16 protein-coding genes and 1 tRNA gene are annotated in these 23785 nt (G+C 48.0%); 9 read left to right on the top strand and 8 right to left on the bottom strand.

Going from position 1 to position 23785, the window contains the following annotated elements:
• Positions 1–45: 45 nt before the first annotated feature.
• Complete coding sequence (locus tag Q3O60_RS07370) at positions 46–1368, top strand: ATP-binding protein (protein ID WP_305893264.1); 1323 nt, start codon at positions 46–48, stop codon at positions 1366–1368.
• Between the two features lie 6 nt (positions 1369–1374).
• Here Q3O60_RS07370 and uvrA read toward each other — a convergent pair whose 3' ends face one another.
• Entirely contained in the window at positions 1375–4200 is a 2826-nt protein-coding gene (gene uvrA, locus Q3O60_RS07365; RefSeq protein ID WP_305893263.1) for an excinuclease ABC subunit UvrA, read from the bottom strand.
• Positions 4201–4446: 246 nt separating this feature from the next.
• Here uvrA and Q3O60_RS07360 point away from each other — a divergent pair, with 246 nt between their 5' ends.
• The 4 genes from Q3O60_RS07360 (at position 4447) to Q3O60_RS07345 (ending at position 10582) form a co-directional block, all read left to right on the top strand.
• On the top strand, positions 4447–5796 hold the full coding sequence (locus Q3O60_RS07360; RefSeq protein WP_305893262.1) for an MFS transporter: 1350 nt from the start codon (positions 4447–4449) through the stop codon (positions 5794–5796).
• A 155-nt stretch (positions 5797–5951) separates the two neighbouring features.
• Positions 5952–6776 (top strand): THxN family PEP-CTERM protein, encoded by an 825-nt coding sequence (locus Q3O60_RS07355; RefSeq protein WP_305893261.1) that lies wholly within the window; start codon positions 5952–5954, stop codon positions 6774–6776.
• A gap of 217 nt (positions 6777–6993) precedes the next feature.
• The gene (gene ssb / locus Q3O60_RS07350) at positions 6994–7548 is read left to right on the top strand and encodes a single-stranded DNA-binding protein (RefSeq protein WP_305893260.1); all 555 of its coding nucleotides are present in this window, start codon (positions 6994–6996) and stop codon (positions 7546–7548) included.
• Positions 7549–7609: 61 nt separating this feature from the next.
• Positions 7610–10582 (top strand): ligand-binding sensor domain-containing diguanylate cyclase, encoded by a 2973-nt coding sequence (locus Q3O60_RS07345; RefSeq protein ID WP_305893259.1) that lies wholly within the window; start codon positions 7610–7612, stop codon positions 10580–10582.
• Positions 10583–10591: 9 nt separating this feature from the next.
• Here the strand turns inward: Q3O60_RS07345 and Q3O60_RS07340 are convergent, their stop codons facing one another.
• The 3 genes from Q3O60_RS07340 to Q3O60_RS07330 form a co-directional block, all read right to left on the bottom strand.
• Positions 10592–12922, bottom strand: a complete 2331-nt coding sequence (locus Q3O60_RS07340; RefSeq protein ID WP_305893258.1) for an EAL domain-containing protein — start codon at positions 12920–12922, stop codon at positions 10592–10594.
• A 140-nt stretch (positions 12923–13062) separates the two neighbouring features.
• Positions 13063–13800 carry a DUF481 domain-containing protein gene (locus Q3O60_RS07335; RefSeq protein WP_305893257.1) on the bottom strand — a complete coding sequence of 246 codons (738 nt, stop codon included), beginning with the start codon at positions 13798–13800 and terminating at the stop codon, positions 13063–13065.
• The gene (locus Q3O60_RS07330; protein ID WP_305893256.1) at positions 13797–14627 is read right to left on the bottom strand and encodes a mechanosensitive ion channel domain-containing protein; all 831 of its coding nucleotides are present in this window, start codon (positions 14625–14627) and stop codon (positions 13797–13799) included. Before Q3O60_RS07330 ends, Q3O60_RS07335 begins: the two co-directional genes overlap by 4 nt.
• Positions 14628–14795: 168 nt before the next feature.
• On the opposite strand from Q3O60_RS07330, the gene Q3O60_RS07325 reads away from it, so the two are divergent.
• The 3 genes from Q3O60_RS07325 to Q3O60_RS07315 all read left to right on the top strand — a co-directional run bounded on the left by Q3O60_RS07325 (position 14796) and on the right by Q3O60_RS07315 (position 16920).
• A tRNA-His gene (locus Q3O60_RS07325) sits at positions 14796–14871 on the top strand.
• Between the two features lie 66 nt (positions 14872–14937).
• On the top strand, positions 14938–15495 hold the full coding sequence (locus Q3O60_RS07320) for a DUF1285 domain-containing protein (protein WP_305893255.1): 558 nt from the start codon (positions 14938–14940) through the stop codon (positions 15493–15495).
• 129 nt (positions 15496–15624) lie between these two features.
• The gene (locus tag Q3O60_RS07315) at positions 15625–16920 is read left to right on the top strand and encodes a metal-dependent hydrolase family protein (protein WP_369812647.1); all 1296 of its coding nucleotides are present in this window, start codon (positions 15625–15627) and stop codon (positions 16918–16920) included.
• A 26-nt stretch (positions 16921–16946) separates the two neighbouring features.
• On the opposite strand, the gene Q3O60_RS07310 is transcribed toward Q3O60_RS07315, so the two are convergent.
• From Q3O60_RS07310 to Q3O60_RS07300, 3 genes are all read right to left on the bottom strand, one after another.
• Positions 16947–17411: a DUF2489 domain-containing protein gene (locus Q3O60_RS07310; RefSeq protein WP_305893254.1), complete on the bottom strand. Its 465-nt coding sequence runs from the start codon at positions 17409–17411 to the stop codon at positions 16947–16949.
• Entirely contained in the window at positions 17408–17968 is a 561-nt protein-coding gene (yihI, locus tag Q3O60_RS07305; protein WP_305893253.1) for a Der GTPase-activating protein YihI, read from the bottom strand. Before yihI ends, Q3O60_RS07310 begins: the two co-directional genes overlap by 4 nt.
• A 656-nt stretch (positions 17969–18624) precedes the next feature.
• A complete protein-coding gene (locus Q3O60_RS07300; RefSeq protein ID WP_305893252.1) occupies positions 18625–19251 on the bottom strand; it encodes a c-type cytochrome in 627 nt (208 codons plus the stop codon).
• Between the two features lie 182 nt (positions 19252–19433).
• On the opposite strand from Q3O60_RS07300, the gene yihA reads away from it, so the two are divergent.
• On the top strand, positions 19434–20063 hold the full coding sequence (gene yihA / locus Q3O60_RS07295) for a ribosome biogenesis GTP-binding protein YihA/YsxC (protein WP_305893251.1): 630 nt from the start codon (positions 19434–19436) through the stop codon (positions 20061–20063).
• Positions 20064–20629: 566 nt separating this feature from the next.
• Here yihA and polA read toward each other — a convergent pair.
• Positions 20630–23398: a DNA polymerase I gene (gene polA / locus Q3O60_RS07290; protein WP_305893250.1), complete on the bottom strand. Its 2769-nt coding sequence runs from the start codon at positions 23396–23398 to the stop codon at positions 20630–20632.
• Positions 23399–23785 lie beyond the last annotated feature (387 nt).

The raw sequence follows: 23785 nt of genomic DNA, 5'->3' as shown, positions 1-23785 counted from the left end.
ATAAAAGTGTAGTTTTTAATGAAGTGTCGCGAAAGAGAATTCGCTGTGGAACGGGCATTATTAGCAGAACTATTAATTTGGAAAGAGAAATCTAAACGAAAACCGCTACTTATTGATGGTGCACGGCAAACAGGCAAAACCTATTTATTGCAGGAGCTACTAGGCCAGCATTTTAAGCAAGTGCTGCGTATCGATTTCCTTGAATCTCCGCACATGGCTGAGGCTTTTACCGGCTCCCTGGCGCCAGAAGATGTATTGTCTGCTATCGAGCTATTAATGAATAAGCAGTTTAATGCTAAGACTGATCTGCTAATCCTCGATGAAATAGGTGAATGCCCACATGCTGTAACAGCGTTAAAATATTTCGCTGAAAAGGCACCGCATATGTTTGTTGCAGCCAGTGGTTCGAACATTGGCTTACTGAATACTTTTCCTGTAGGTAAAGTTGAGCAATACAACTTGCGCCCCCTCACTTTTCGCGAATTTCTGCTGGCAGCCAATCAGCCAGCGCTGATAAACACCTATGATAACGCTGTAAACTCTACGGCTGCACACAGTAAGTTATTTGAAAAGCTCACAGAGTATTACTTTACAGGTGGCATGCCCGAGGCTGTCAGTTGCTGGTTTGCCATGGCAGACAACAGTATTCTGGAGCGTGTAAAAGCCGTTTCCCGCATTCATGCCGATCTGATTTCAGGGTATTCTCGGGATTTTGGTAAATACTCTGGCAAGGTTGATGCTGGGCTTATTGCCGCTATTTTTAATGCAGTACCGTCGCAGTTGGCTGCCGTTCTGGATGAATCTGTTAAACGGTTTAAATTTAAACAGGTGCATGAACGAAAATCTCGCTATCAAGAGCTGGAAAGTGGTATCAACTGGCTGGAGAAATGCCGTCTTATCTTAAGAAATTACCCGGTAGAGGGTGTACCACGCAGCCCCCTGGCCGCCTATAAAAAAGACAACAAGGTAAAGTTATTCTTACTGGATGTGGGGCTGTTGAACCATATGTTGGGGGTAAGTTATCTGGAAATTAAACAACAAAGCTATGAGTACAAAGGCTATATTGCAGAAAACTTTATCCAGCAAGAGCTCGCGGCGCTTGGAATTGAGCCTACGTTTTCCTGGAGCGATGCCAGAGCTGAGATTGAATTTGTTATTGCTGATCAAGCAGGCAATATTATCCCTATTGAAGTGAAAAGCGGTAAGCGTACAAGAGCTAAGTCACTGCAGTCTTATATCGACAAATGCGCCCCCATAAAAACCATTAAACTGACGGGTACACAAGGCTCATCGACAATTGAGCAACAACATTTTGTCTACCCTCTTTACTACGCTGTCCATGCTGTCAAAAAACACCTGATGAATTAACAACCATCAGGCCTTCAACAACGGCTTCAAGTAATGGCCGGTGAATGATTTTTTGCACCTGGCGACGGTTTCCGGTGTACCGGCTACCAGGATTTCGCCACCACCGCTGCCACCTTCAGGGCCTAAGTCGACGATCCAGTCGGCGGTTTTAATCACGTCCAGATTGTGCTCGATCACCACCACGGTGTTGCCGTGGTCGCGTAATCGGTGCAGTACATTCAGCAGTTGCTGCACGTCGTAAAAGTGCAGGCCGGTGGTGGGTTCGTCCAGAATATACAGCGTTTTGCCAGTATCGCGCTTGCTGAGCTCACGTGCGAGTTTTACCCGCTGCGCTTCACCGCCGGATAAGGTAGTGGCCGACTGGCCGAGCTTGATGTAACTTAAGCCGACATCGAGCAAAGTTTGCAGCTTACGATTAATGGCCGGGATGGCTTTGAAAAACTCTTGCGCGTCTTCCACTGTCATATCCAGCACTTCGTGAATGTTCTTGCCTTTGTATTTTACTTCCAGCGTTTCACGGTTGTAGCGCTTGCCTTTACAGACATCACAGGGCACATAAACATCGGGTAAAAAGTGCATTTCTACCTTAATCACGCCATCACCCTGACAAGCCTCGCAACGGCCACCTTTGACGTTAAAGCTAAAACGCCCCAGCTGATAGCCGCGCGAGCGCGCTTCCTGCGTGCCGGCAAACAACTCGCGCACACCGGTAAAAATGCCGGTATAGGTCGCGGCATTGGAGCGTGGAGTGCGACCAATCGGGCTTTGGTCGATATCAATCACCTTGTCGAAATGCTCCAGACCTTCAATGGTTTTATGTGGCGCCGGATCTTTGCCTTCGCCTTTGTTTAAAACCTTGTGTGCTACCCGGTACAAGGTATCGTTGATCAAGGTCGACTTGCCCGAGCCGGATACGCCGGTAATGCAGGTCATTAAGCCAAACGGAATGGCCAGATCGACTTTCTTCAGGTTATTGCCTCTGGCGCCGAGCACGCTAAGCCATTTGTCGGTTAATGGAGTACGTTTTTTCGGAACTTCAATCCGACGTTTGTTGCTAAGATACTGGCCGGTCAGTGATTCCTCACAATTTTTTATATCATCCAGCGTGCCTTGTGCCACGATGTAGCCGCCATGCACCCCGGCGCCCGGACCAATATCCAGAATATGATCGGCACTGCGAATAGCATCTTCATCGTGCTCGACCACAATCACGGTATTACCCAGATCGCGTAAATGCGTCAGGGTGCCAAGCAGGCGATCGTTATCACGCTGATGCAAACCAATGGAGGGTTCGTCCAGCACATACATCACGCCAACCAAACCAGCCCCAATCTGACTGGCTAAGCGGATACGCTGCGCTTCACCGCCCGACAGGGTTTCAGCGCTGCGCGATAAGGTTAAGTAGTTCAGGCCGACATTGACCAGAAAACGCAGCCGGTCCTGAATTTCTTTCAGTATTTTTTCGGCGATTTGAGCGCGTTGGCCGCTGAGTTGCAGCTGCTGGAAAAACGTTAAGCAATCACCGATAGAACGCTCGGTGATCATCGGCAGATTGGTCTTGCCAATAAACACATGGCGGGCTTCTTCCCGTAAGCGGCTGCCATTGCAGCTGGGGCAAGGTTGGCTGGCCATGTACTTCACCAGCTCATCCCGTACCGAGTTCGATTCGGTATCGCGGTAACGCCGTTCCATGTTTGGAATAATGCCTTCAAAAGCATGGTTGCGCCGGACGGTATCGCCGCGGTCATTCAGATAGGTAAAATCAATTTTGGTGCTGCCACTGCCGTACAACACGGCTTGCTGCTGCTTTTTACTCAGCTCTTTAAAGGGCGTCTCGACATCAAAATCGTAGTGTTTAGCAACCGACTTCACCATCTGATGGTAATAAAAGCTACGCTTATCCCAACCTCGAATCGCACCACCGGCCAGGCTCAGGCTATCATTACTGACCACTTTGGCGGGATCAAAGAACTGCTTCACCCCCAGACCATCGCAGGTGGGGCAAGCCCCAGCCGGGTTGTTGAAGGAAAACATCCTCGGTTCCAACTCAGTCATGGAGTAACCACAGGTTGGACAGGCAAAATTAGCAGAAAATACCAACTCTTCTTTAGCAGGATCGCCCATATAGGCCACCCGAACCACACCATCAGACAACTGCAATGCAGTTTCTAATGACTCCGCCAGCCGTTGCTGAATATCATCCCGCACCTTGATACGGTCGATCACCACTTCAATGGTATGCTTTTTATGCAACTCCAGCGTTGGTGGATCGGATAAGTCACACACTTCGCCATCAATGCGGGCACGGATATAGCCCTGAGTGACCAGACTTTCTAATAATTTGACGTGCTCACCTTTGCGGTCTTGCACCACAGGCGCCAACACCATCATTTTGCTGCCCTCAGGCAGTGCCAACACTTTATCCACCATTTCGCTAATCGTTTGCGCGGCCAGAGGTAAATCATGCTCCGGGCAACGTGGCTCGCCGACACGGGCAAACATCAAGCGCAGGTAATCGTAAATTTCCGTGATGGTACCCACAGTCGAGCGCGGATTGTGAGAGGTCGATTTTTGTTCAATCGAAATGGCCGGCGATAGCCCTTCGATATGATCGACATCGGGCTTTTCCATCATGCTTAAAAATTGGCGGGCATAGGCAGATAAAGACTCGACATAACGGCGCTGACCTTCGGCATACAAGGTATCAAACGCCAGCGATGATTTACCCGAGCCGGATAAACCAGTCACTACGATCAATTTATCGCGCGGAATATCAAGTGAAAAGTTCTTCAGGTTGTGGGTACGGGCACCACGAATTGAAATTTTGTCCATGATCAGATCCATTTGCCAGCAGAGAAGTGGCCAGATAATGCCACTGTAAACTGTACAAATATACACTATCTATACAGCAGGTAAAACCACCAAAGGGTAGATAACGCGGTAAAGCTGGTTTTGGTTCTTTGTCAGGCCATCAATTCTATACCGTGATTGTCTGGCTAGACATACGAAGATGCAAGACGGTATGTTATACTGCTTCGCCGTTGTAGGCCCAAACTCACATAACCAACGAACACACGGATGCATCAACTCACCTCGACCGAAAAAAAAGCAGCAACGTCACTGGCTCTGGTCTTTTCCAGCCGGATGCTCGGCCTGTTTATGCTACTGCCGGTGTTTGCCATTTATGGTGCTGACTTAGTCGGCTTTTCGCCGTTGTGGATTGGTTTGGCCATTGGCGCTTACGGCTTTACGCAGGCCTTACTACAAATTCCGATGGGTTGGCTGTCGGATAAAATTGGTCGTCATAAAGTGATGTTACTGGGGCTGGCTTTATTTGCCGTTGGCTCGGTGGTGGCTGCACTTGCCGATTCGGTTTATATGGTAACTATAGGGCGGGTACTGCAGGGTGCAGGGGCTATCGCTGGTGCTGTGCTGGCACTAGCGGCCGATTTAACCCGCGAAGAACAGCGCCCCAAGGTGATGGCTATTATCGGTATGAGCATCGGCTTGTCTTTTGCGGCAGCCATGGTGCTCGGGCCAATGATTGCAGCACGTTATGGCCTAAGCGGTGTGTTTTGGTTTACCGCCGGGCTGGCGTTGCTGGCGATGCTGGCAGTACAGCTGACGCCCAAAGCCATCAGCAAAGCACCGCAACGCGAAACTCTTGCCGTACCAGCTTTATTAGCTACTTTAGTTCGTTCGCCGCAACTCAGTCGGTTGAATCTGGGTATTCTCCTGCTGCACTTTATGCTGACGGCTCTCTTTATCGCCTTACCGCAACAACTGGTGCAATTGGACTTCGGCAGCGAGTCGCACTGGCGTTTGTACGTACCGGTGTTGTTGCTCTCTTTTGTATTGATGGTACCAATGATCATTATTAGCGTACGTAAACGAAAAGAAGTTGGCTTTTTCCGTACCGCATTGGTTTTATTGCTACTCGCTGCTTTGCTGTTCTGGCTGGCACCACTCAATTTGCCGGGTATTAGCCTGGCCCTGCTGTTGTTCTTCACCGGTTTTAACTATCTGGAAGCCAGTTTACCCGCTTTGTTATCCCGCTTAGCACCTGCTGGTCAAAAGGGTACCGCTATGGGGCTCTATTCCAGTGCTCAGTTTTTTGGTGCCTTTCTTGGCGGCCTTACCGGCGGCCTGGTAGCGAGCTGGTTTGGCTTGCAGGCTGTTTTTGTGCTGAGTGCACTGGCAACGCTTGGCTGGTTACTCTTAACGTTGGGAATGCAGCTACCGGGTAAATCTGAGCGACTAAGTATTGATTTAACAGAAAAGACAGAGGAAGAATCACAAACTCTGCTTGAACACATCGCTCAGTTGCCCGGGGTTTTGGAAGCAACCTTAGTGCTGACCGAGCGGCGCTGTTATCTGAAAGTCGAAGCTGGCCTGTTTGATTACCAGCAACTCAAAGCCTTATCTTAGACATAAATAACGTCAATTATTTTTACAATTCATAACGGCTTCCATGTACGAATCACCATAAGGTGCTGAAAAAAAAACAATCGTAAAACTGGCATTTTCTATGCACTTTCTAAAATTGTCCGGGCATGACGCCCAACTTTAGAAGGATGACAACGATGACGACCAAATTTAAAACAACCTTAAAACTGTTAGCAGGTGCTGCCTGCTTGTTGTCAGCTCACACTTTTGCAGTACCTATTTCTAACTTTGATTTCACCGCTGGTGGCGGCTTTGTAGATGGTTCTGCTACCTGTGATGGCGGTGGTACCTGCGGTATAACCTATTCCAATGCAGATGGCTTGTCAGGTGATTTCCTGAATATTAACTGGGGGACTCCAGCAAATACCAATCCCAGTGGCTTAGAGATCCAACATGATCCCTTTGGCTTAGGTTCCATACAGGTTGGTGCTGGCCCACAAGTTGTCGGTTCTTTCAGTCACTCCAATTTTGTGCTTCAGGCCGCTGGCGGCTGGATGAACTTTGTGCAGGTTTCCGGTATTTTCAACCTGTTTGATCCAGACACTAACATGATCGCACCAACACCAATTGAACAGATCAATAATCTGGCCTTTTACGAAACCTTAAACTCAACTCCTTGTGATGATCCTTTCCCGGGAGGCAATGCGACTGACTGTGATGACGTATTCACCACCGAGATTTTAGCCGGGGCCTTTGATTTCACCATCGATGGTTATATCTATACCTTTAGCTTTGGTTTTCAGGCTGGCCCTGGGTTAACCGGTTTTATTTTCGATACCTGGGACTTCGGAGACGGGGAGGTGGATGTGATTCGCATCTGGACTCAGGAAGATGGCGTCAGTACCATTTATACCACGGCCACTATTGATGTACGGCCTGTTCCAGAGCCAGGCACTCTGGCACTGTTTGGTTTATCGCTGCTCGGAATGGGCGCCTATGCCCGCCGCCGTAAGCAGAGCTGATGCTCCTTTCAGTACATCTAATGTAGTAAAAAAGAGACAGCCAATGGCTGTCTCTTTTTTACAGCGAATCACTCTTGAATGCCCTGCTGGCATGGTATACTCTCAGCTATTATATTCTGCATCAGCCCATACCTAATTCCAGCAGCCCATGTGACGTTTATCTGCTTCGGGCTTCTTAGCTGGTTTGGACTCGATACTTTCGCAAGGAGACATATTCATGGCACGTGGTATTAACAAAGTAATCTTAGTCGGCAATCTGGGTGCAGACCCGGAAGTCCGATACATGCCTCAAGGTGGCGCAGTGGCTAATTTAAGTATCGCGACCTCAGAAAGCTGGAAAGATAAAAACACCGGTGAGCAAAAAGAACAGACAGAATGGCACCGCGTGGTGATTTATCAACGTCTGGCGGAAATAGCCGGTGAATATTTGCGAAAAGGCTCAAAAGTTTATCTGGAAGGTAAGCTAAAAACCCGCAAATGGACTGATAAAGACAATATCGAGCGATACACTACCGAAATCGTCGCCAGCGAAATGCAAATGCTGGATGGTCGTAATGAGGGTCAAGGCATGGGAGGAGGCCAAAACCAACAAGCCCCTATGCAGCAACGCGCACCTCAACAACAACCACAACAGTCTGGCTACCAGCAGCCGCAGCAAGGTGGATACCAGCAATCGTCCTCTCAGCCAGCGCAACGACCACAAAATAGCCAACCGCAACAACGCGCGCCTATGGAGCCACCAATCGACTTCGATGATGACATCCCGTTCTGAAGCATCCTTGATACCAACCCCATTGCTGAAGCCATGGGGTTTTTTCTACAAAGCAAAACACATGATTGCTTTTGTTTTTTGCTTACTTGCTTTCACCGCTACAGCGCAAAGCAATACTGCACAAATAAACAGCGAACAGAACCGCATTGCACAACGCCCTACTGATTCACTGCAGCATTACTTTCGCGAGCAATGGACCACTAGGGATGGCTTACCGCACAACACCATCAACAATATGGCTCAAACCGACGATGGTTACCTCTGGTTTGCTACCTGGGAAGGCATCGCGCGTTTTAACGGACGCAGCTTTAAAGTGTTTGACCGAAATGAAACCACTGGTTTACCCGACTCAGGCATATTTGCTTTGCATGCTGCTGCCAATAACCGTTTGCTGGCTGGTGGCTCCCGGGGTGGTTTGGTCGCACTGCAGAATGAACGCTGGCAACCCTATCCAGTGGCTGGCGCTTTAATCCGATCAGTACTTGAGGATAGTCAAGGGCGTATTTGGCTAGCGACTGAAGGCGCCGGCCTTTGGCGGCAAGAGCCCGATGGTCAGCGTTATCGGATCACCAGTGCAAAGCCCGGGTTGAGTAATGAAGCAATGTTTAGCCTTGCCGAAGATAACACTGGCACTATCTGGGTTGGAACCGCCGAAGGACTGTTTTTCATAAAGCATGATCTAGTGCAGCACGTTTCGGCGGAGCATGGCCTGCCTGAAGGCCCAGTGTTCAGCATTGCGATGGCTTACCAAGATCAAGTGGTCGTCGGCACTGAGCAAGGTGTGTTTATCGGAGATAAACAACACGGCTTTCACTTACTTGATAACACGCTCACTATGGCCTCCTCGGCGCTGTTAGTGGATGACGACCAGCTCTGGATTGGTACCGTCAGCGATGGTTTATTTCGCTTCAATCAGTCCGGAGTAGAAGCGTTAGGCACAGATACTGGCAAACCCAATAATCGAATTTTGTCATTACTTAAAGATCAGCAAGGAAGCCTATGGGTAGGCACCAATGGCGGATTGTTCCGATTGCGTCACGCGCCGTTTAGCTCTTTCAATCATGAACATGGTTTAGCCGATGATTTTGTCCGGGCCGTGTTGCCCCTGGCGGATGGATCTGTACTGGTAGGTACCAGCCGGGGAGTTGATCGTATTGACAATTACCGCGCCAAACCATTTGAGCACTCATTACCGCTGCTCCGTGAGTCCATTCTTAGTTTAGCGCAAGATGCCAGTGGCACCTTATGGTTTGGCAGTTATGCTCATGGTTTATTTAGTGTTGATGCCACAGGTGAAACCCAGCAATTTACCCGGGAGCAGGGCTTGTGGACCAATGAGGTCAGAGCTATTTTGCCTGCGGACGACGGTAGCTTGTGGATAGGTACCTCACGCGGTCTGAATCGGTGGTATCAAGGCAGTATGGAGCAATTTGATGTGGACTCAGGATTGCCAGGTAACTATATCATGGCACTGTATCAAACCGCAGATCAGCGCATTTGGGTCGGCACTGGTTCAGGAGTCGCCTACCGCCACAATGATGGCTTCACCACGGTTGACTTGCAACAACAGGATGAAGCTGAATTCGCCTTTGGTTTTTTAGAAGTTCAGCACCATCTTTGGATGGCAACAGACCGGGGGTTAGTTCGCTATGATCAAAACAGCGGTCAGCTTGCGATCATCGGCCGCCAGGCTGGCTTACCCTTCGATAAATATTTTCAAGTGGTGCTGGATCAACAAGAGCACCTATGGTTAACCAGTAACCGTGGCATGCTGCGCTTCGCTCTGGCTGATGCCAATGCACTGTTGGATGGCAGTATCACTCATCTGGCACCGGAACACTACAATGAAGCTGATGGGATGCATAGTGCTCAAGCGAACGGCGGTTCCAACCCCGCCGCTACTTTGCACCCTGATGGCTCCGTGTGGGTGGCTACCGCTGGTGGCGCCATCAGAACCCAACCAAGTACACTGGGCAGCTTCAGTGACTTTATCCCACCCATTGTCATTGAAGATATTCGAGTCGATGGGGAAACCAGCACGAAAGAAGCTCTGCAATCACTACCTGCTGGCACCCAACGTATTGAGCTCCACTACGCTGGTTTAGCCTATGTTATGTCGCAGCACATCCGTTATCGCACTCGACTTCAAGGCTTTGACCAAGACTGGATAGAGCGCGGTAATCAGCCCTATACCGAGCTTACCAACCTTCCACCCGGGCAGTATACTTTTGAAGTCATTGCAGCCTATCCTAATGGCGAATGGAGCCCACAACCGGCAATGCTGGCCATTCATATTGCCCCTTACTTGTGGCAGCGAACCGGATTCTGGTTCACTGTTGTATTGTTCGGTGTACTTGCTGTGATAGGTTTAGTGCGCTGGCGCCTGTACAGCTTGCAGCAAGCTGCCACTCGTCTGCAACAACAAGTGGCAGAGAAAACCATTGAGCTGCAACTGAAAGCTGACCATTTGCAGCAAAGCAATCATGAGAAGTCCTTATTGGTCGAGCAGCTACGCATTCAATCCGAGGCCTTTGCCCGTCAAGCACGGCAGGACTCTCTGACTGGACTCGCCAACCGTCGGGTATTTGATGAAGCACTGAGTCAGGAGTTTAAACGTGCTAAACGGCATCAGCACCCACTTTGTTTGGTGTTGATCGATCTTGATCATTTCAAGCGCGTCAACGATAACTGGTCGCATGCGGTAGGAGATCAGGTGCTCATTCGCGTGGCCGCTTCTCTGCAAGAGCAGTGCAGAGATACCGATATCGTTTCTCGTTGGGGCGGTGAAGAGTTTGCCTTGTTATTGCCGGAAACGGGGCTGCCTGAGGTCATGCAATTCTGCGACCGACTGCGTGCCCAAATCCGGCAGCTCGATTTTAGCGATGTAGCCGCTGACTTACAAATTACCATCAGCATTGGTGTCGCCGATAGTATGCATTGTGAGCAGCCTGAGACCTTACTCAGTCAAGCCGATAAAGCCTTGTATCAGGCGAAAGACCAAGGCCGTGATCAGGTGAGTGTAGCCGGGACTTAACTGCGAACACTAATCGCTGAGTCCCACTCGCTTTAGAAGCTCAGAAAACTCACTGGCAGGCAGTGGTTTTGAATAGTAATAGCCCTGATAACAATCGCAACCAATCTGCTGCAAGTAAAGCTGCTGAGCAGCTAACTCAACACCTTCGGCCAAAACATCGAAACCTAAGGTATGGGCCAGGGTAACGATAGCCTTGCAAATTTCAGCATCTTGCTGGTGCTCGGGCAATTGATCAATAAAGCTTTTATCAATTTTTAGTACATCGATGGGAAAGGACTTTAGGTAAGCTAACGAAGAATACCCGGTACCAAAGTCATCAATGGCTAACCGAATACCTAGTGCTTTTAAGCTGGAAAGCATACCGACCGCTCGCTCATGCTGGGTCATTAAAGCGCTTTCCGTCATCTCCAACTCCAACTGCTCCGCTGGAAAGCCCGAGCTTAACAAGGTGTCCGCGATCTGCTGCTGCAATTCGTTGCGCTGAAACTGATGCGCCGATACGTTGACAGCGATAATCAGCGGAGGAAGCCCTTCCTGCAACCATAACACCCCTTGGCGACAGCTTTGCTCGATCACCCAGAGGCCGATTTCATGGATCAAGCCGCTGCTTTCAGCAATAGGGATAAAGCGACTTGGAGCGATGAAGCCTTCATCAGGATCATACCAGCGCAATAAGGCTTCGGCCCCAACAATACGACCACTCGATAAATCAATTTGCGGTTGATAGTGCAATGACAACTGCTGCTCAACGATAGCATTGCGTAAACGAGACTCTAGTGTCAAACGTTCCCGTGCACTTTGGGTCATGCCATCAGAGTAATAGGCGCTGGTATTACGGCCTTCACTTTTGGCTTTGTACAGGGCTGAGTCTGCACCCTGAAGCAAGCTATCGGCAGTCTGCTCATGCAAGGGAAATAAACTGATCCCCGCACTAGCACTCAATTTCACATCCACACCATTGCTTAATGTCCAGACACGATGAATACAATTCAGCAGTTTATCTGCAACTCTGGCTGCATCCTCCGGTTGCTCTATCCCTTCGATTAAAGCTGCAAACTCATCCCCACCAAGTCGGGCTAAATAATCAGATGGCCGCAACAATCTTCCCAGCGCTTGACTCACTTGCTGCAACAGTTCATCGCCAATAGCATGGCCATAACTATCATTAATATTTTTGAAATGATCGACATCCAGCACAATGACAGCCACTAACTGTGGTCGGCGACTGGAGCGCTCTAATACCTGGCTAAGCCGCTTCACAAAAGACTGCCGGTTTGGTAAATCTGTCAATGCATCAAAGTCAGCCAAATAAGCGACTCGCTGCTCTTGCTTTTTTTGCTCGGTTAAATCAATGTCAATGCAAAAAAACTGTGGTTTTTTCCCGGGTAAATCAATCAGCGTATGCGATGAAAATACCGTGACCGGTTGTTGGTTTTTTCGTTTGAGTACCAATTCTGCTGATGGGATCGGTTGGCCACTTTCAACCATGGCTTTCACACCGCTAGTCACTACTGCATGCATTGGTTCAGGAATGATTAGATCCAGTAGGTTTCGGCCAATCGCTTCATCAGCACGATAACCATAAATGCGCTCGCTGGCTTTGTTCCAATAGAAGGTTGTGCCATCGGCCTCATAGCCCTGCACCGATATGTCTGCACCACTATCCAGCAAGGCACTGAACTTCATATTGGTTTCACGCAATGCAGTTTCGGTTTCTTTGATGCTTTGAATGTCTTCGATGATAGAAATAAAAAACAGCTCCCCAAACTGAGAAGCATCTACCGCCCGGACATACAATCGAGTCCAGATGTAATGTCCTTCTTTATGCCGATAGCGTTTTTCCATGTTGTATTCACGTCGGATGCCATTGCCTAATTGCTCCATCTGCGTCAGATCTTTGTTCAAATCATCAGGGTGGGTAATATCCTGAAATGTCATCTGTTGCATCTCAATTTCACTGTAACCAAACATCTGACATAACCGGGCGTTGCAGCGCAGCCATTGGCCATCTTTACTTACATGTGCAATGCCTACATTCGCCAGTTCGAATGTCAGGCTAAACAAACTACGTATCTGATTAGACTCTTTCTCAGCACGAGTCCGCTGCCACAATAACACCCAAGCCAGTAACGCCGTAAAAGCAACGTACATCCACCCTTTGTAGGTTTGATATTGGCTGTACAATTCAGGATCGGTAACAATGGCTCCGAGCAGAAAGTCACTACTGCTGATCCAAAAAACACCAAAAGCGAGGTAGACCAAAGCACCAAACCAAGGTCGGTGACTCAGACCTTTGTTAAGTACGGGCAGATGCCTGTGATCGTAGGTTGGCAGTGTCATGCAGTAATGTCCCTTAACCGAACAGAAGTAACTGAAAGCTCTCAACTAAATCAGTCAGTTAAGCATAGACTATTTTTTTCAGAAAACTACAGCACGTTGGCAGGGAAAGTACCGGCTAACCCGGGGTTAGCCGGCTCACATTAAAATGAATAAACCAGAGTGAGGGAGGTCTGAGTATCGGTGCGCTTTTTATCCACAGGCACATCGGTATCGCTCTGAACAATAAACGCTGCCTTCATTTGCATACGGCCATTGATCCGCGCGGTCAAAGAGGTTTCTGCTGAGGTACGGGTGTTATCTTCACCATATTCAACCACTAAATCCTGACCAAAACTGGCATGCTCACTGATGACCCATTTATAAAAGGCACCTGCACGAGCCAGTAGGCCACTTTCAGTATCGCCTTCTGCTGTCTTCCCATAAGAGTAACCCGGACCTATTTCAACATTCAGGCTTTGGCTCTCACGATCCAACAAGCGTGTACCATAACCCACAGCAACGGTGGAATATTTACGATAGGCACCAAACTTATCCTCGGTGTGGCTCCCCAGTACAAACAAATTATCATGCTCAGTTTCCAGCTTGTAAGCACTCTTCACCGATGCCCTGATGCGTTCAGCTGTGCGCTCACGCTCAGAACTGCCATCTTCCAGCCGCTTTTTATCTTCTTTGAAAAAAGCACTCAAGTGGTACTCGTTGTCAAAGCGCTCTAATCGCTGCACCGAATTAATTCGTCCGGTAATCGAGGTACCTTCGGTATTCCCTGTGGTGGTAATAGCACCGAGCTCTGCCGATGAAGACCAGCCTAGCTCTTCGGCCTGAACAGTGATACCAGAGGCAGCTATTACCACAGCTGCCATCGTCATCGAATACTTCATTCTTTCTCCTGCTGCGTTGATTGAATATGCACATCCATCTGAGGAAATGGAATACCAATGCCTTGCTCGTCAAAGGTCAACTTCACTTTTTCCAGCGTTTCCCAATACACGGCCCAGTAATCGGCGGCATTGACCCAAGGGCGTACTAAAATATTCACCGATGAGTCAGCAAGCTCGCCGATGACAATGTTTGGAGCTGGCTCTGGAAGAATCCGCTCATCTTGCGCCAGAATATCCGCTAACAATGCTTTGGCTTTTTTCAGGTCAGAGTCGTAACTGATGCCAATCACCAAGTCCACGCGACGGGTCGGTTCAGCCGAAAAGTTGGTAATGGCTCCGCCGGTGATTTGTGCATTCGGAATGATCACTCGCTTATTGTCCGGTGTTTTTAATACGGTCTGAAAAATTTCAATTTTATCCACCGTGCCCATTACTCCCCCGGCATCAATAAAGTGACCGGCTTTGAAAGGACGGAAGATGATGATCAACACCCCTGAAGCAAAGTTGGCCAACGACCCTTGCAAAGCCAAACCGACGGCTAAACCTGCAGCACCTAAAATTGCAATAAAGGATGTCGTTTGCACACCAACATGTGACAACGCCATCAAAAGGACCGCAATCATAATCAGGCTATAGACAATGCTGCCTAAAAAGCTAACCACAGCCTTATCAATAGAGCGGGATAACAGTGCTTTTTCCATCAAGCCTGAAACCGCCCGGCCTATCCAACGACCTATGACAAAAATAACCAGTGCCATGACGATATTGAGCAGATGACTAACCATGACATCCTGATTTTCAGTCATGAAATGGGTGACTTCATCCATATAAATCTCCAAATTGATAGCAAGTGAAAGAAACCAGCTAAAATGATAGCATAGAGAAAACAGACATCTGTGTAAAATTGTCTGAATTCCACTATAATTTTTTGACAAAACATGGCGAGCTGATGAGATTTTAGCTTAAAATTCCGCTAAAATATGGCATGTGTTGTGGTGATTGTAGCTCAGTTGGTAGAGCCCCGGATTGTGATTCCGGTTGTCGTGGGTTCGAGCCCCATCAGTCACCCCATTTCTTTTCCTTTCTCACGCTCACTCTGCTACGCTTTTTTACTCCTATTTTGACGAGGATTTAACGATGTTGACCTTGGCTGCGTTACAACAACAACTGGAGAAAAAACAAGCACCAATTGAGCAGTGGAATCCGCCTTTTTGTGGTGATATCGACATTCATATTCAGACCGATGGGCAGTGGCTGTATCAATCCAGCCCTATAGGAAGGCTGGCTCTGGTTCGGTTATTTGCCTCGGTACTGATCTATGAAGCAGGTGAGTACTTTCTGAAAACACCGGTCGAAAAAGTGCGCATCCAGGTGGATGATGCCCCTTATCTTATCGAAAGCTGGCGCTGGCAAACCACGAAGCAAGGCAAAGCCCTCGTTGCTATCACCAACCTGGACGATGAAGTGATCCTCGGTCCAGAGCACCCGGTTGCACTGCAACCTTATCAGGCTCAGCCTGTACCTTATGTGACCCTGTGGCGTGGATTGACCGCACGAGTCAGCCGTAATGTATTCTATCAGTGGGTATCAGAAGCTTTAAACCAATCCAATCAGACAGCAACACCTGAGCTGCATTTACAGAGCGCCAGCTATGCTATTCCACTTGGCTCGACCAACGAAATCGATCCTCGCTAGATAAGTTACAATATCACAAAATCATGATTTTAAACGGTTAAATACCGCCAGTAGTCGCATTGCACTTGCCGTTTACTCAAGGGCTGCCACATTGGGTTATCGTGCTCATTTTCTTTGTCTGGAGTTTCTATGACTATCGTTACCCTGAAAGCGCCGGTTGCGCTTTCCATCGCTCTCGCGCTTGGCTCCATGTCAACGCAAGCTGCAACCTTAATTCATGCTGGACAGTTGATCACAGCAGAAAATAATCAAGTATTAACCAATCAAACCATTGTGATTGAGCAGGATAAAATTCTGGCAATTGAGTCTGGCTTTCGTACGCCTGCAGCAGATGATACCGTCATCGATTTACGTCAGCATACCGTGATGCCCGGTTTAATAGACCTGCATACCCACTTTTATACGCAATTAAGCCAAGGCTCTTATTCTGACGCCTTTCGTATGAATGAAGCAGACTATGCACTTCGTGGTGCCACTTTTGCGACCAAAACATTGATGTCAGGCTTTACCACTGTGCGTGAGCTGGGTGACAACCATCAGATTAGTGTGGCGTTGAAAAAAGCCATTGCCAGTGGTTATGTGCAAGGCCCCCGCATCTATGCTGCCGGCAAGTCGCTGGCCACCACCGGAGGTCACGCCGATCCGACCAATGGCGTCAGTTATAGCCGAATGGGCGACCCGGGGCCTGTTGAAGGCGTGGTCAACAGCGTTGAAGAAGCACGCAAAGCAGTACGTCAGCGCTACAAAGAAGGCTCAGATCTAATCAAAATCACTGCAACAGGTGGCGTGTTAAGTGTGGCTGCCAGTGGCATGAATGCGCAATTTACCGAAGAGGAAATTGTGGCTGTCGTTCAAACAGCGCAGGATTATGGTTTTAAAGTCGCAGCTCATGCCCACGGTAAAGAAGGCATGGAACGGGCGATCAGAGCTGGCGTTCACTCCATTGAGCATGGAACCTACATGGATGACGAGACCATGGCTCTGATGAAACAGCATGGCACCTACTATGTCCCTACCATTAGTGCAGGTAAGTTCGTCGCTGAGATGGCTGTCATGCCTGGCTTTTTTCCTGAGTTGGTCCGGCCAAAAGCACAAGAAATCGGCCCTCTCATTCAAGACACCTTTGCCCGTGCCTATAAGGCTGGTGTCAATATTGGCTTTGGTACCGATGCAGGCGTTGGCCCGCACGGTGATAATTGGAAAGAGTTTGTCTACATGACCGAAGCAGGGATGCCTGCCATTGAAGCCATTCGCTCTGCAACCTATCACGGCGCCCAGCTGCTTGGTTTATCTGATCAACTAGGGACCATCCGCACTGGCAACTACGCGGATATTGTTGCTGTCCCCGGCAACCCACTGGAAAACATCGAACTGATGGGACAAGTCAACTTTGTCATGAAAGCAGGTAAAATTTATAAACAATAATATGCGGTAACTTGCCAGGGCATGCTTCAAGCCTTGGCAAGATCCCGGTAGGCGTTTAGCAGCTTTTCCACATCAGCCAGAATAAAATCTTTCAGATCCACCTCAGCTTGCTCACGAATGCGATCCAACTTCTGGATATGGGCTTTATCATGTTTTTTCCGCGCCGAGTGCGTGGGCATATCCTTGACCACATCATACATACGATGCATGCCGGGGTATTCTGTCACAGGATCTGGCTTATCTGATCGCTCTATATGATCCAACAACACCCAGACACGCAAGGTGCCTTCCGATAGCTCACATTGCTCAGCTTGCATCGCTTTACAAATACCAACAATACTATCAATCAAATACTGATTTTTTTTCGCTTTACTCGCAGCAACGGCCCGTTGTTGTGCTTGAACCAACCACAGCAAGCGACCGGCATAAAAAGACAAGCCAATGATAATGGCAGCACCTACCAGTATTACTATGATCCACCATACACTCATTGCTGCTCCTCATCATCTCCTAACAAATCTCGCTTCCAATCTTTACGCTCAAACTCAGCTAGCGGATCGTCGCTAGGCGCTTCCGCCAAGCCAAGTATTTCCAGCAATTGCTCGTAGCGCTCCGTCATACGATTAAAGTACTTGGCATCTTTACCTGTCAGGACTTCATTTTGCTCAACCCGCTCCAGTAGCTGCTGCAACTTTTCATCCTGCTCCAGCACAGCCAACTCTTGCTCTGGTGACAGTGCAACTGCTTTAACCTTCCCAATCTGAGCTTTTGGTTGCATGGAGTGCTGCAACTGCTCCTGCTCCGATGGCTCTGTTATCAGCAATGGTATCGGCTTTTTACTGCCATGACGCGGATCTTTCGCCGCTTGTTGCCGACTATCATCACGAGCATGTTTACTCAATAAAGGCGAGTTGCGCTGGCCAGCTTTGCCACCAACCGCCGACTTTTTGCTTTCTTCCTTGCGTTCTCTCGCTTTGCGGACATCAGAAGCGGGTAGAAAGCGAGGGCCATTATCGCCAGCGCTACGGGTTTTTTTTTGACGAGTCATAGGACCCCCTCAATAAGTTCATGTGCAGGCAAAGCCCTGCTTCAGCTAATGGAGCGCATTTTAGCATACTCCAAAGTCAGGAAGTGGATTCTGTTGCGACAGACAAAAAAAGAAAAGGCGATAAGTTGCCTTATCGCCTCTGCCATGTTGTGTCTAAGTGGACACTTATTTCATTCGCTGCAGTCATCCTGACCCGAGTTGGACTACCTGTCCTGTAATGGTCCCTACTATTTTTCTGTAATTTCCATATAAAGCTATTTTTTATTGACGATCATCCTGATACTTTCGTAACCATCCATGAGGTTTTAGCGCACTGGCATCGCAGCGATGCAGTATTCGTCGTCGCACTTGTATAGCTTTCCGTGCCTTAGATCCATTTTTTCGACGCGTTACTAAATGTAACGAACTGTTAATGTACTCCTATTGCAGCAGATGGCAAGACCCCATGCATAAAAAACCAGCAAAAACTTGATGTGCTGATAATAAAATCAATTTTATCAATCAATTATGAAGTACCGTTAATTGACACAAAAATACAAGAGGCTGGAACTATGGCAGATTTCTTACAGGGCATGTGGGATATATCGCACAAAAAAGCCAGTCGAAAGACTGGCTTTATCTATAGACTTAGTCTGGTAAGGCGCAAACCACTTAAATTAGTGCAAACCACCCAAGTACAGCGAAATCATTTCGATGTCTTCATCCGACATCTTACGCGCGATATCGCGCATCATGCCATTCATGTCATTTGCCCGCTGACCACTACGAAACTCTTTCAGTGTTTCAATCAAATAAGGAGCATGCTGAAATGAAATGCGTGGAAAACCGGACAGGCTGGTACCAGCCCCACGAGGACCATGACAAGCAATACAGGCTGGGATGCCTAATTCCGCATCACCACCACGATATAGCTGCTCACCACGCTCTAATGCATGCTCCGGCGTCTCACCAGCTGACATCGGCTGCGATGAAAAATAAGCAGATAAATCACGCATATCCTGATCAGACAATGAAGCTACCATACCGAACATCACTGCATTGTTGCGACCACGCTCACCGCCCGTGGACATACCCAATTTGTAATCTTGCAGCTGTTTGTACAAATATTCAGCATGCTGACCAGCAATTTTAGGATAGATATCCATTGGGCTATTTCCATCGGTGCCATGACAGGCGACACAAGTGGTTGCTTTTTCTTTACCGGCCGCCGCATCACCATCAAATGCATGGGCCGCCCCTATCATGCTGAATAACAGCGTAAGTGGCAGTACAAGTCTTTTCATGTTGTTTCCGTCTCTGTCTGCAGTGAATCGCCAGTAATCTGGCACCTGTTGTTATGTATAAATGTGATCTGCCGCTTATTTTACACGATTCTGCTTAAGATAAAATCCCATCTATACAGCAATTACTTCTTCCGATCCATTGGATCCGTTACAATAGCCCAAAATCATTGCCGGAGATAGCCGTGAGCAGCACGCCCCTCAATTTTCAACAAGCTACTTTTTTGACCAGTGCGCCCGATATTCGCGCACTGCCAGCGGATGAAGGCATCGAAGTTGCCTTTGCCGGACGATCCAATGCAGGTAAATCCAGTGCATTAAACACGCTGACCCGGCAAAAAAGTTTAGCCAGAACCAGTAAAACGCCGGGGCGAACTCAATTGATCAATGTATTTCAAATGAATGATCAGCAACGATTGATTGATTTACCAGGGTATGGTTTTGCCAAGGTGCCACTGGCAGTGAAGCAAAAGTGGCAAAAAGCACTGAGTGAATACCTCATCAAGCGCCAAAGTTTGCAGGGACTTATCGTGCTGATGGATATCCGTCACCCATTAAAAGACTTGGATCAGGATTTAATCCATTGGGCAGTTGAAAGTCAGTTACCGGTACGTATTTTATTGACCAAAGCAGATAAACTCAGCCCGGGCCCACGCAAAAAAGCCTTGTTGCAAGTCTCTGAAGCCGCATTGGCCTTTATGGGGGATGTTCAGGTCCAGGTATTCAGCTCATTAAGCAAACAAGGATTACCAGAATTAGAGCAAGCATTACGGCTGTGGTTCAACCCAACAGATATGCCTGCCGATAGCGAATAATACTTCGGCCCGTACCAATAAGCATAATACGTATGGATAAAAAAACGGCCTCACAATGTGAGGCCGGTATAGCAAACGGGGAGAAGCTATTAGTTCAAATCAACAGGGTGTCCTCTTTACGAGGACATTGTAATGATACTACAAAAAAATCTTCGTTTGAAGTATTTACTCTATAAAAATAATCACTCATTCCCTACGACAAAAATAAAAAAACGCCCCACTGCAAGCAGTGGGGCGGCTAAATAAGCCTACTTTCTGGTGAAGAACTTACGTTCAGACACTGAAAGATAGAACATCTTACCTCTGTACCCTACACAAGCAATTCTAACTTCAGCAGCTGAAAAATCAAGCGAATTTGGTAAAAAAACAACATAAATAACAATAGCACCGATTTAAAGTACAAAAATGGTAATTAAATTACTTGGAAATAGAGTGACTTTCTGCAGTGATACGCGGGTAAAAAGCAAAAAAAACCCTGCCAAAGGGCAGGGTGAATCGTATTTATGAAGGGAGAGCAGAACATGTTACTAACTATTCTGAGTCAACCTTATCGATTAAGTTCATTTTTAATGCGCTTGATCCCAGTTATCACCAATGCCTGCTTCAGCCACCAGAGGTACATCCAGTTCAGCGGCTTCCGACATCACCGCAGTTAGAGCCCGGGTCGCTTGTTCGGCTTGTTCACTGCTCACTTCAAAAACCAATTCATCGTGCACCTGCATCATCATCACAGCTTTCAATTCAGGGTGTTCTTTGAGATAGGCCGCCACTTTGATCATGGCACGTTTAATAATATCTGCCGCAGTCCCCTGCATTGGCGCATTGATTGCCGCGCGCTCCGCTGCTTTTTTACGTGCCGCATTGCGGGCATTGATCTCTGGTAAATACAAGCGACGGCCATAGATCGTCGTCACATATCCCTGCTCATGCGCTTGCTGCCGTGTCCGCTCCATGTAGTTCAGTACACCTGGGAAGCGTTCAAAATAACGATCAACATACTGCTGAGCTTCTTGCCGGCCAATATCCAGTTGCTTGGCCAGACCAAAAGCAGACATGCCATAAATCAAGCCAAAATTAACTGCTTTCGCCCGGCGCCGTTGTTCTCCGCTTACCTCAGATAAAGGCACACCAAACACTTCTGCCGCAGTTGCTTTATGAATATCTAAGCCTGCAGCAAAAGCATCAAGCAACGCTTGATCCCCCGACAAGTGAGCCATGATTCGCAACTCAATTTGTGAGTAGTCAATCGCCACTATCTTTTTACCAGCTGGTGCGATGAAAGCCTGACGAATACGTCGACCCGCCTCACTGCGAATAGGGATGTTCTGCAAATTCGGCTCGGTTGAGCTTAACCGGCCAGTTGCAGCAACCGCTTGATGATAAGAGGTATGCACCCGGCCTGTTGCGGCTTTGATCATTTTTGGCAGTTTATCAGTATAAGTCGACTTCAGCTTGCTGAGCCCACGGTGCTCAATCAGCACACGCGGTAATTCGTATTGATGCGCCAATTCTTGCAACACATCTTCAGCAGTAGAGGGTGTGCCTTTGGGCGTTTTCTTTATCACAGGCAACTGTTGTTTTTCAAACAAGATCTCCTGCAATTGCTTGGGAGAAGCCAGATTAAACTCCTGCCCGGCTAGCTCATACGCCAACAACTCCAGTTCAGCCAGTCGCGTTGCGAGTACAGCACTTTGATCACGTAACTGCTTTGCATCGATCAAGACACCGTAACGTTCCATCGCCGATAAAATGGGTACCAGCGGCATTTCAATCTCTTGCAATACGGCAACCAGCGCTTCGCTCTGTTGAAGCTGTGGCCACAAAGTTTGGTGCAAACGTAATGTCACGTCTGCATCCTCAGCAGCGTAACGGCTCGCCTGTTCCATCTCAATTTGGTTAAACGTCAGTTGCTTCACTCCTTTACCAGCAATATCGGTAAAGCTAATGGTGTTATGACCCAAGTATTTTAATGCCAGATTATCCATATCATGCCGTGAACCCACACTATTGAACACATAAGACTCCAACATAGTATCAAAACAGATCCCTTGCAGTTCAATGGCATATCGGGCCAATACACTTTGGTCATACTTTAAATTCTGCCCGACTTTGGCTTTTGCCGGGTTTTCCAGCCAAGCCTTTAACTGAGCTAACACCCAATCGCGGTCCAGTTGCTCTGGAGCATCTAAGTAATCATGAGCCACAGGCAGGTACCAGGCTTTGCCTGGTGCCGTGGCAAAAGACAAACCGACCAGGTTGGCCTCCATGTAGTCCAGACTGGTCGTTTCGGTATCCAAAGCGGTTAATTCGCTACCTTCAATCGCCTCCAGCAGCTGCTGAAACTCGTCTTTAGTGAGGACCGTTTGATAGCCTGAAGTATCAAGTGTCACTGCTGTTGGCTCTGCCTGCTCCAGCTCAGTCACATCTGGTTGCAGGCTATCCGTCGCGGTCTCTGCCGTCAGTAACTCTTTTAACCAACGATTAAATTCACATTGTCGATAACACTGCTCTAACTCAGCAGTATTCGCAGGCTGTATTTGCAAGTCGCTCAATTGATAGGGTAATTCAACATCGGCTTTGATGGTGGCCAGCAGATAAGACAGCTCCACCTGCTCTTTATGGGCGAGCAGCTTTTCAGCCATAGTTTTCGCACCACGGAAATTCAGTTCGGCTAGCTTTTCTGGTGCAGCAAAAAGTTGCTGCAAACTGCCCCCTCCTTGCAACATGGCGGTAGCGGTTTTTTCACCCACACCGGGCAAACCGGGAATGTTATCTGATTTGTCCCCCACCAAAGCAAGGTAATCAATGATCAGCTCTGGTGGCACGCCAAATTTGGCCTCTACACCTACGGGATCCAATACCGTATTGGTCATGGTATTAATCAAGGTAACGTGCTCATCCACCAGCTGAGCCATATCTTTATCGCCGGTAGAAATCACGGTGTGACGGCCCGCTGCACTGGCAGCTCTTGCCAAAGTACCAATCACATCATCCGCCTCAACGCCGGAGACACAAAGCAGCGGTAAGCCCATGGCCTGAATGATTTGGTGCAAAGGTTCAATCTGATGGCGTAAGTCATCAGGCATTGGAGGCCGGTGTGCTTTGTACTCCGCATACAGCTCATTACGAAATGTAGGGCCTTTGGCATCAAACACCACCGCCATTTCCGATGGCTTATACTGCCGCAGCAAGCTTTTTAGCATGTTGACCACACCATAAATGGCACCGGTCGCTTCACCTTTGGAATTAGTTAGATGAGGTGGTGAGTGATAGGCGCGAAATAAGTACGAAGAACCATCCACCAAAACTAATGGGGTATCGGGGTGAGTTGCCATAATGCATCCTAATCAAGTGCTGTTAAAATCAGTGTTTGGTTATGGTGATTGCGCGATCATACTATAGTATCGAAAATGGGCCTAGAGTATCAAAATCAGGTCTGCCCCAAAGAAGGGTAGATCATCACAAGCTGTGGATAACTATGTGCAAAAGATTTTTTGAAGCACAATAAATGCCCAACATAATCCTTGCGGATGTTGAGTAAGTAATTGAAATTGAAGTTATTTAAAAGGGAAAACTACTGGAACCCTTATTATTTTTTTTATATTCCATCATGTGGAAAAACTTTTTGTTGGAAGCATAATGCTTGCCAGAAAAACCTGCGGACACTTAGTCAGCGGTTGTGTAGACTATCACACTATGCTGGATAAAACAGAGCAAAACTA

This window comes from Alkalimonas collagenimarina (assembly GCF_030717845.1).
Lineage (GTDB): Bacteria > Pseudomonadota > Gammaproteobacteria > Enterobacterales > Alteromonadaceae > Alkalimonas > Alkalimonas collagenimarina.
The sequence above is the reverse complement of the archived record's forward strand: the minus strand, read 5'-3'. Positions and strand labels throughout refer to the sequence as shown.

Coding starts and splice junctions, on each gene's coding strand:
- uvrA (WP_305893263.1), bottom strand. CDS start 4,200: ATGGACAAAATTTCAATTCGTGGTGCCCGTACCCACAACCTGAAGAAC.
- Q3O60_RS07360 (WP_305893262.1), top strand. CDS start 4,447: ATGCATCAACTCACCTCGACCGAAAAAAAAGCAGCAACGTCACTGGCT.
- Q3O60_RS07355 (WP_305893261.1), top strand. CDS start 5,952: ATGACGACCAAATTTAAAACAACCTTAAAACTGTTAGCAGGTGCTGCC.
- ssb (WP_305893260.1), top strand. CDS start 6,994: ATGGCACGTGGTATTAACAAAGTAATCTTAGTCGGCAATCTGGGTGCA.
- Q3O60_RS07345 (WP_305893259.1), top strand. CDS start 7,610: ATGATTGCTTTTGTTTTTTGCTTACTTGCTTTCACCGCTACAGCGCAA.
- Q3O60_RS07340 (WP_305893258.1), bottom strand. CDS start 12,922: ATGACACTGCCAACCTACGATCACAGGCATCTGCCCGTACTTAACAAA.
- Q3O60_RS07335 (WP_305893257.1), bottom strand. CDS start 13,800: ATGAAGTATTCGATGACGATGGCAGCTGTGGTAATAGCTGCCTCTGGT.
- Q3O60_RS07330 (WP_305893256.1), bottom strand. CDS start 14,627: ATGGATGAAGTCACCCATTTCATGACTGAAAATCAGGATGTCATGGTT.
- Q3O60_RS07320 (WP_305893255.1), top strand. CDS start 14,938: ATGTTGACCTTGGCTGCGTTACAACAACAACTGGAGAAAAAACAAGCA.
- Q3O60_RS07315 (WP_369812647.1), top strand. CDS start 15,625: ATGACTATCGTTACCCTGAAAGCGCCGGTTGCGCTTTCCATCGCTCTC.
- Q3O60_RS07310 (WP_305893254.1), bottom strand. CDS start 17,411: ATGAGTGTATGGTGGATCATAGTAATACTGGTAGGTGCTGCCATTATC.
- yihI (WP_305893253.1), bottom strand. CDS start 17,968: ATGACTCGTCAAAAAAAAACCCGTAGCGCTGGCGATAATGGCCCTCGC.
- Q3O60_RS07300 (WP_305893252.1), bottom strand. CDS start 19,251: ATGAAAAGACTTGTACTGCCACTTACGCTGTTATTCAGCATGATAGGG.
- polA (WP_305893250.1), bottom strand. CDS start 23,398: ATGGCAACTCACCCCGATACCCCATTAGTTTTGGTGGATGGTTCTTCG.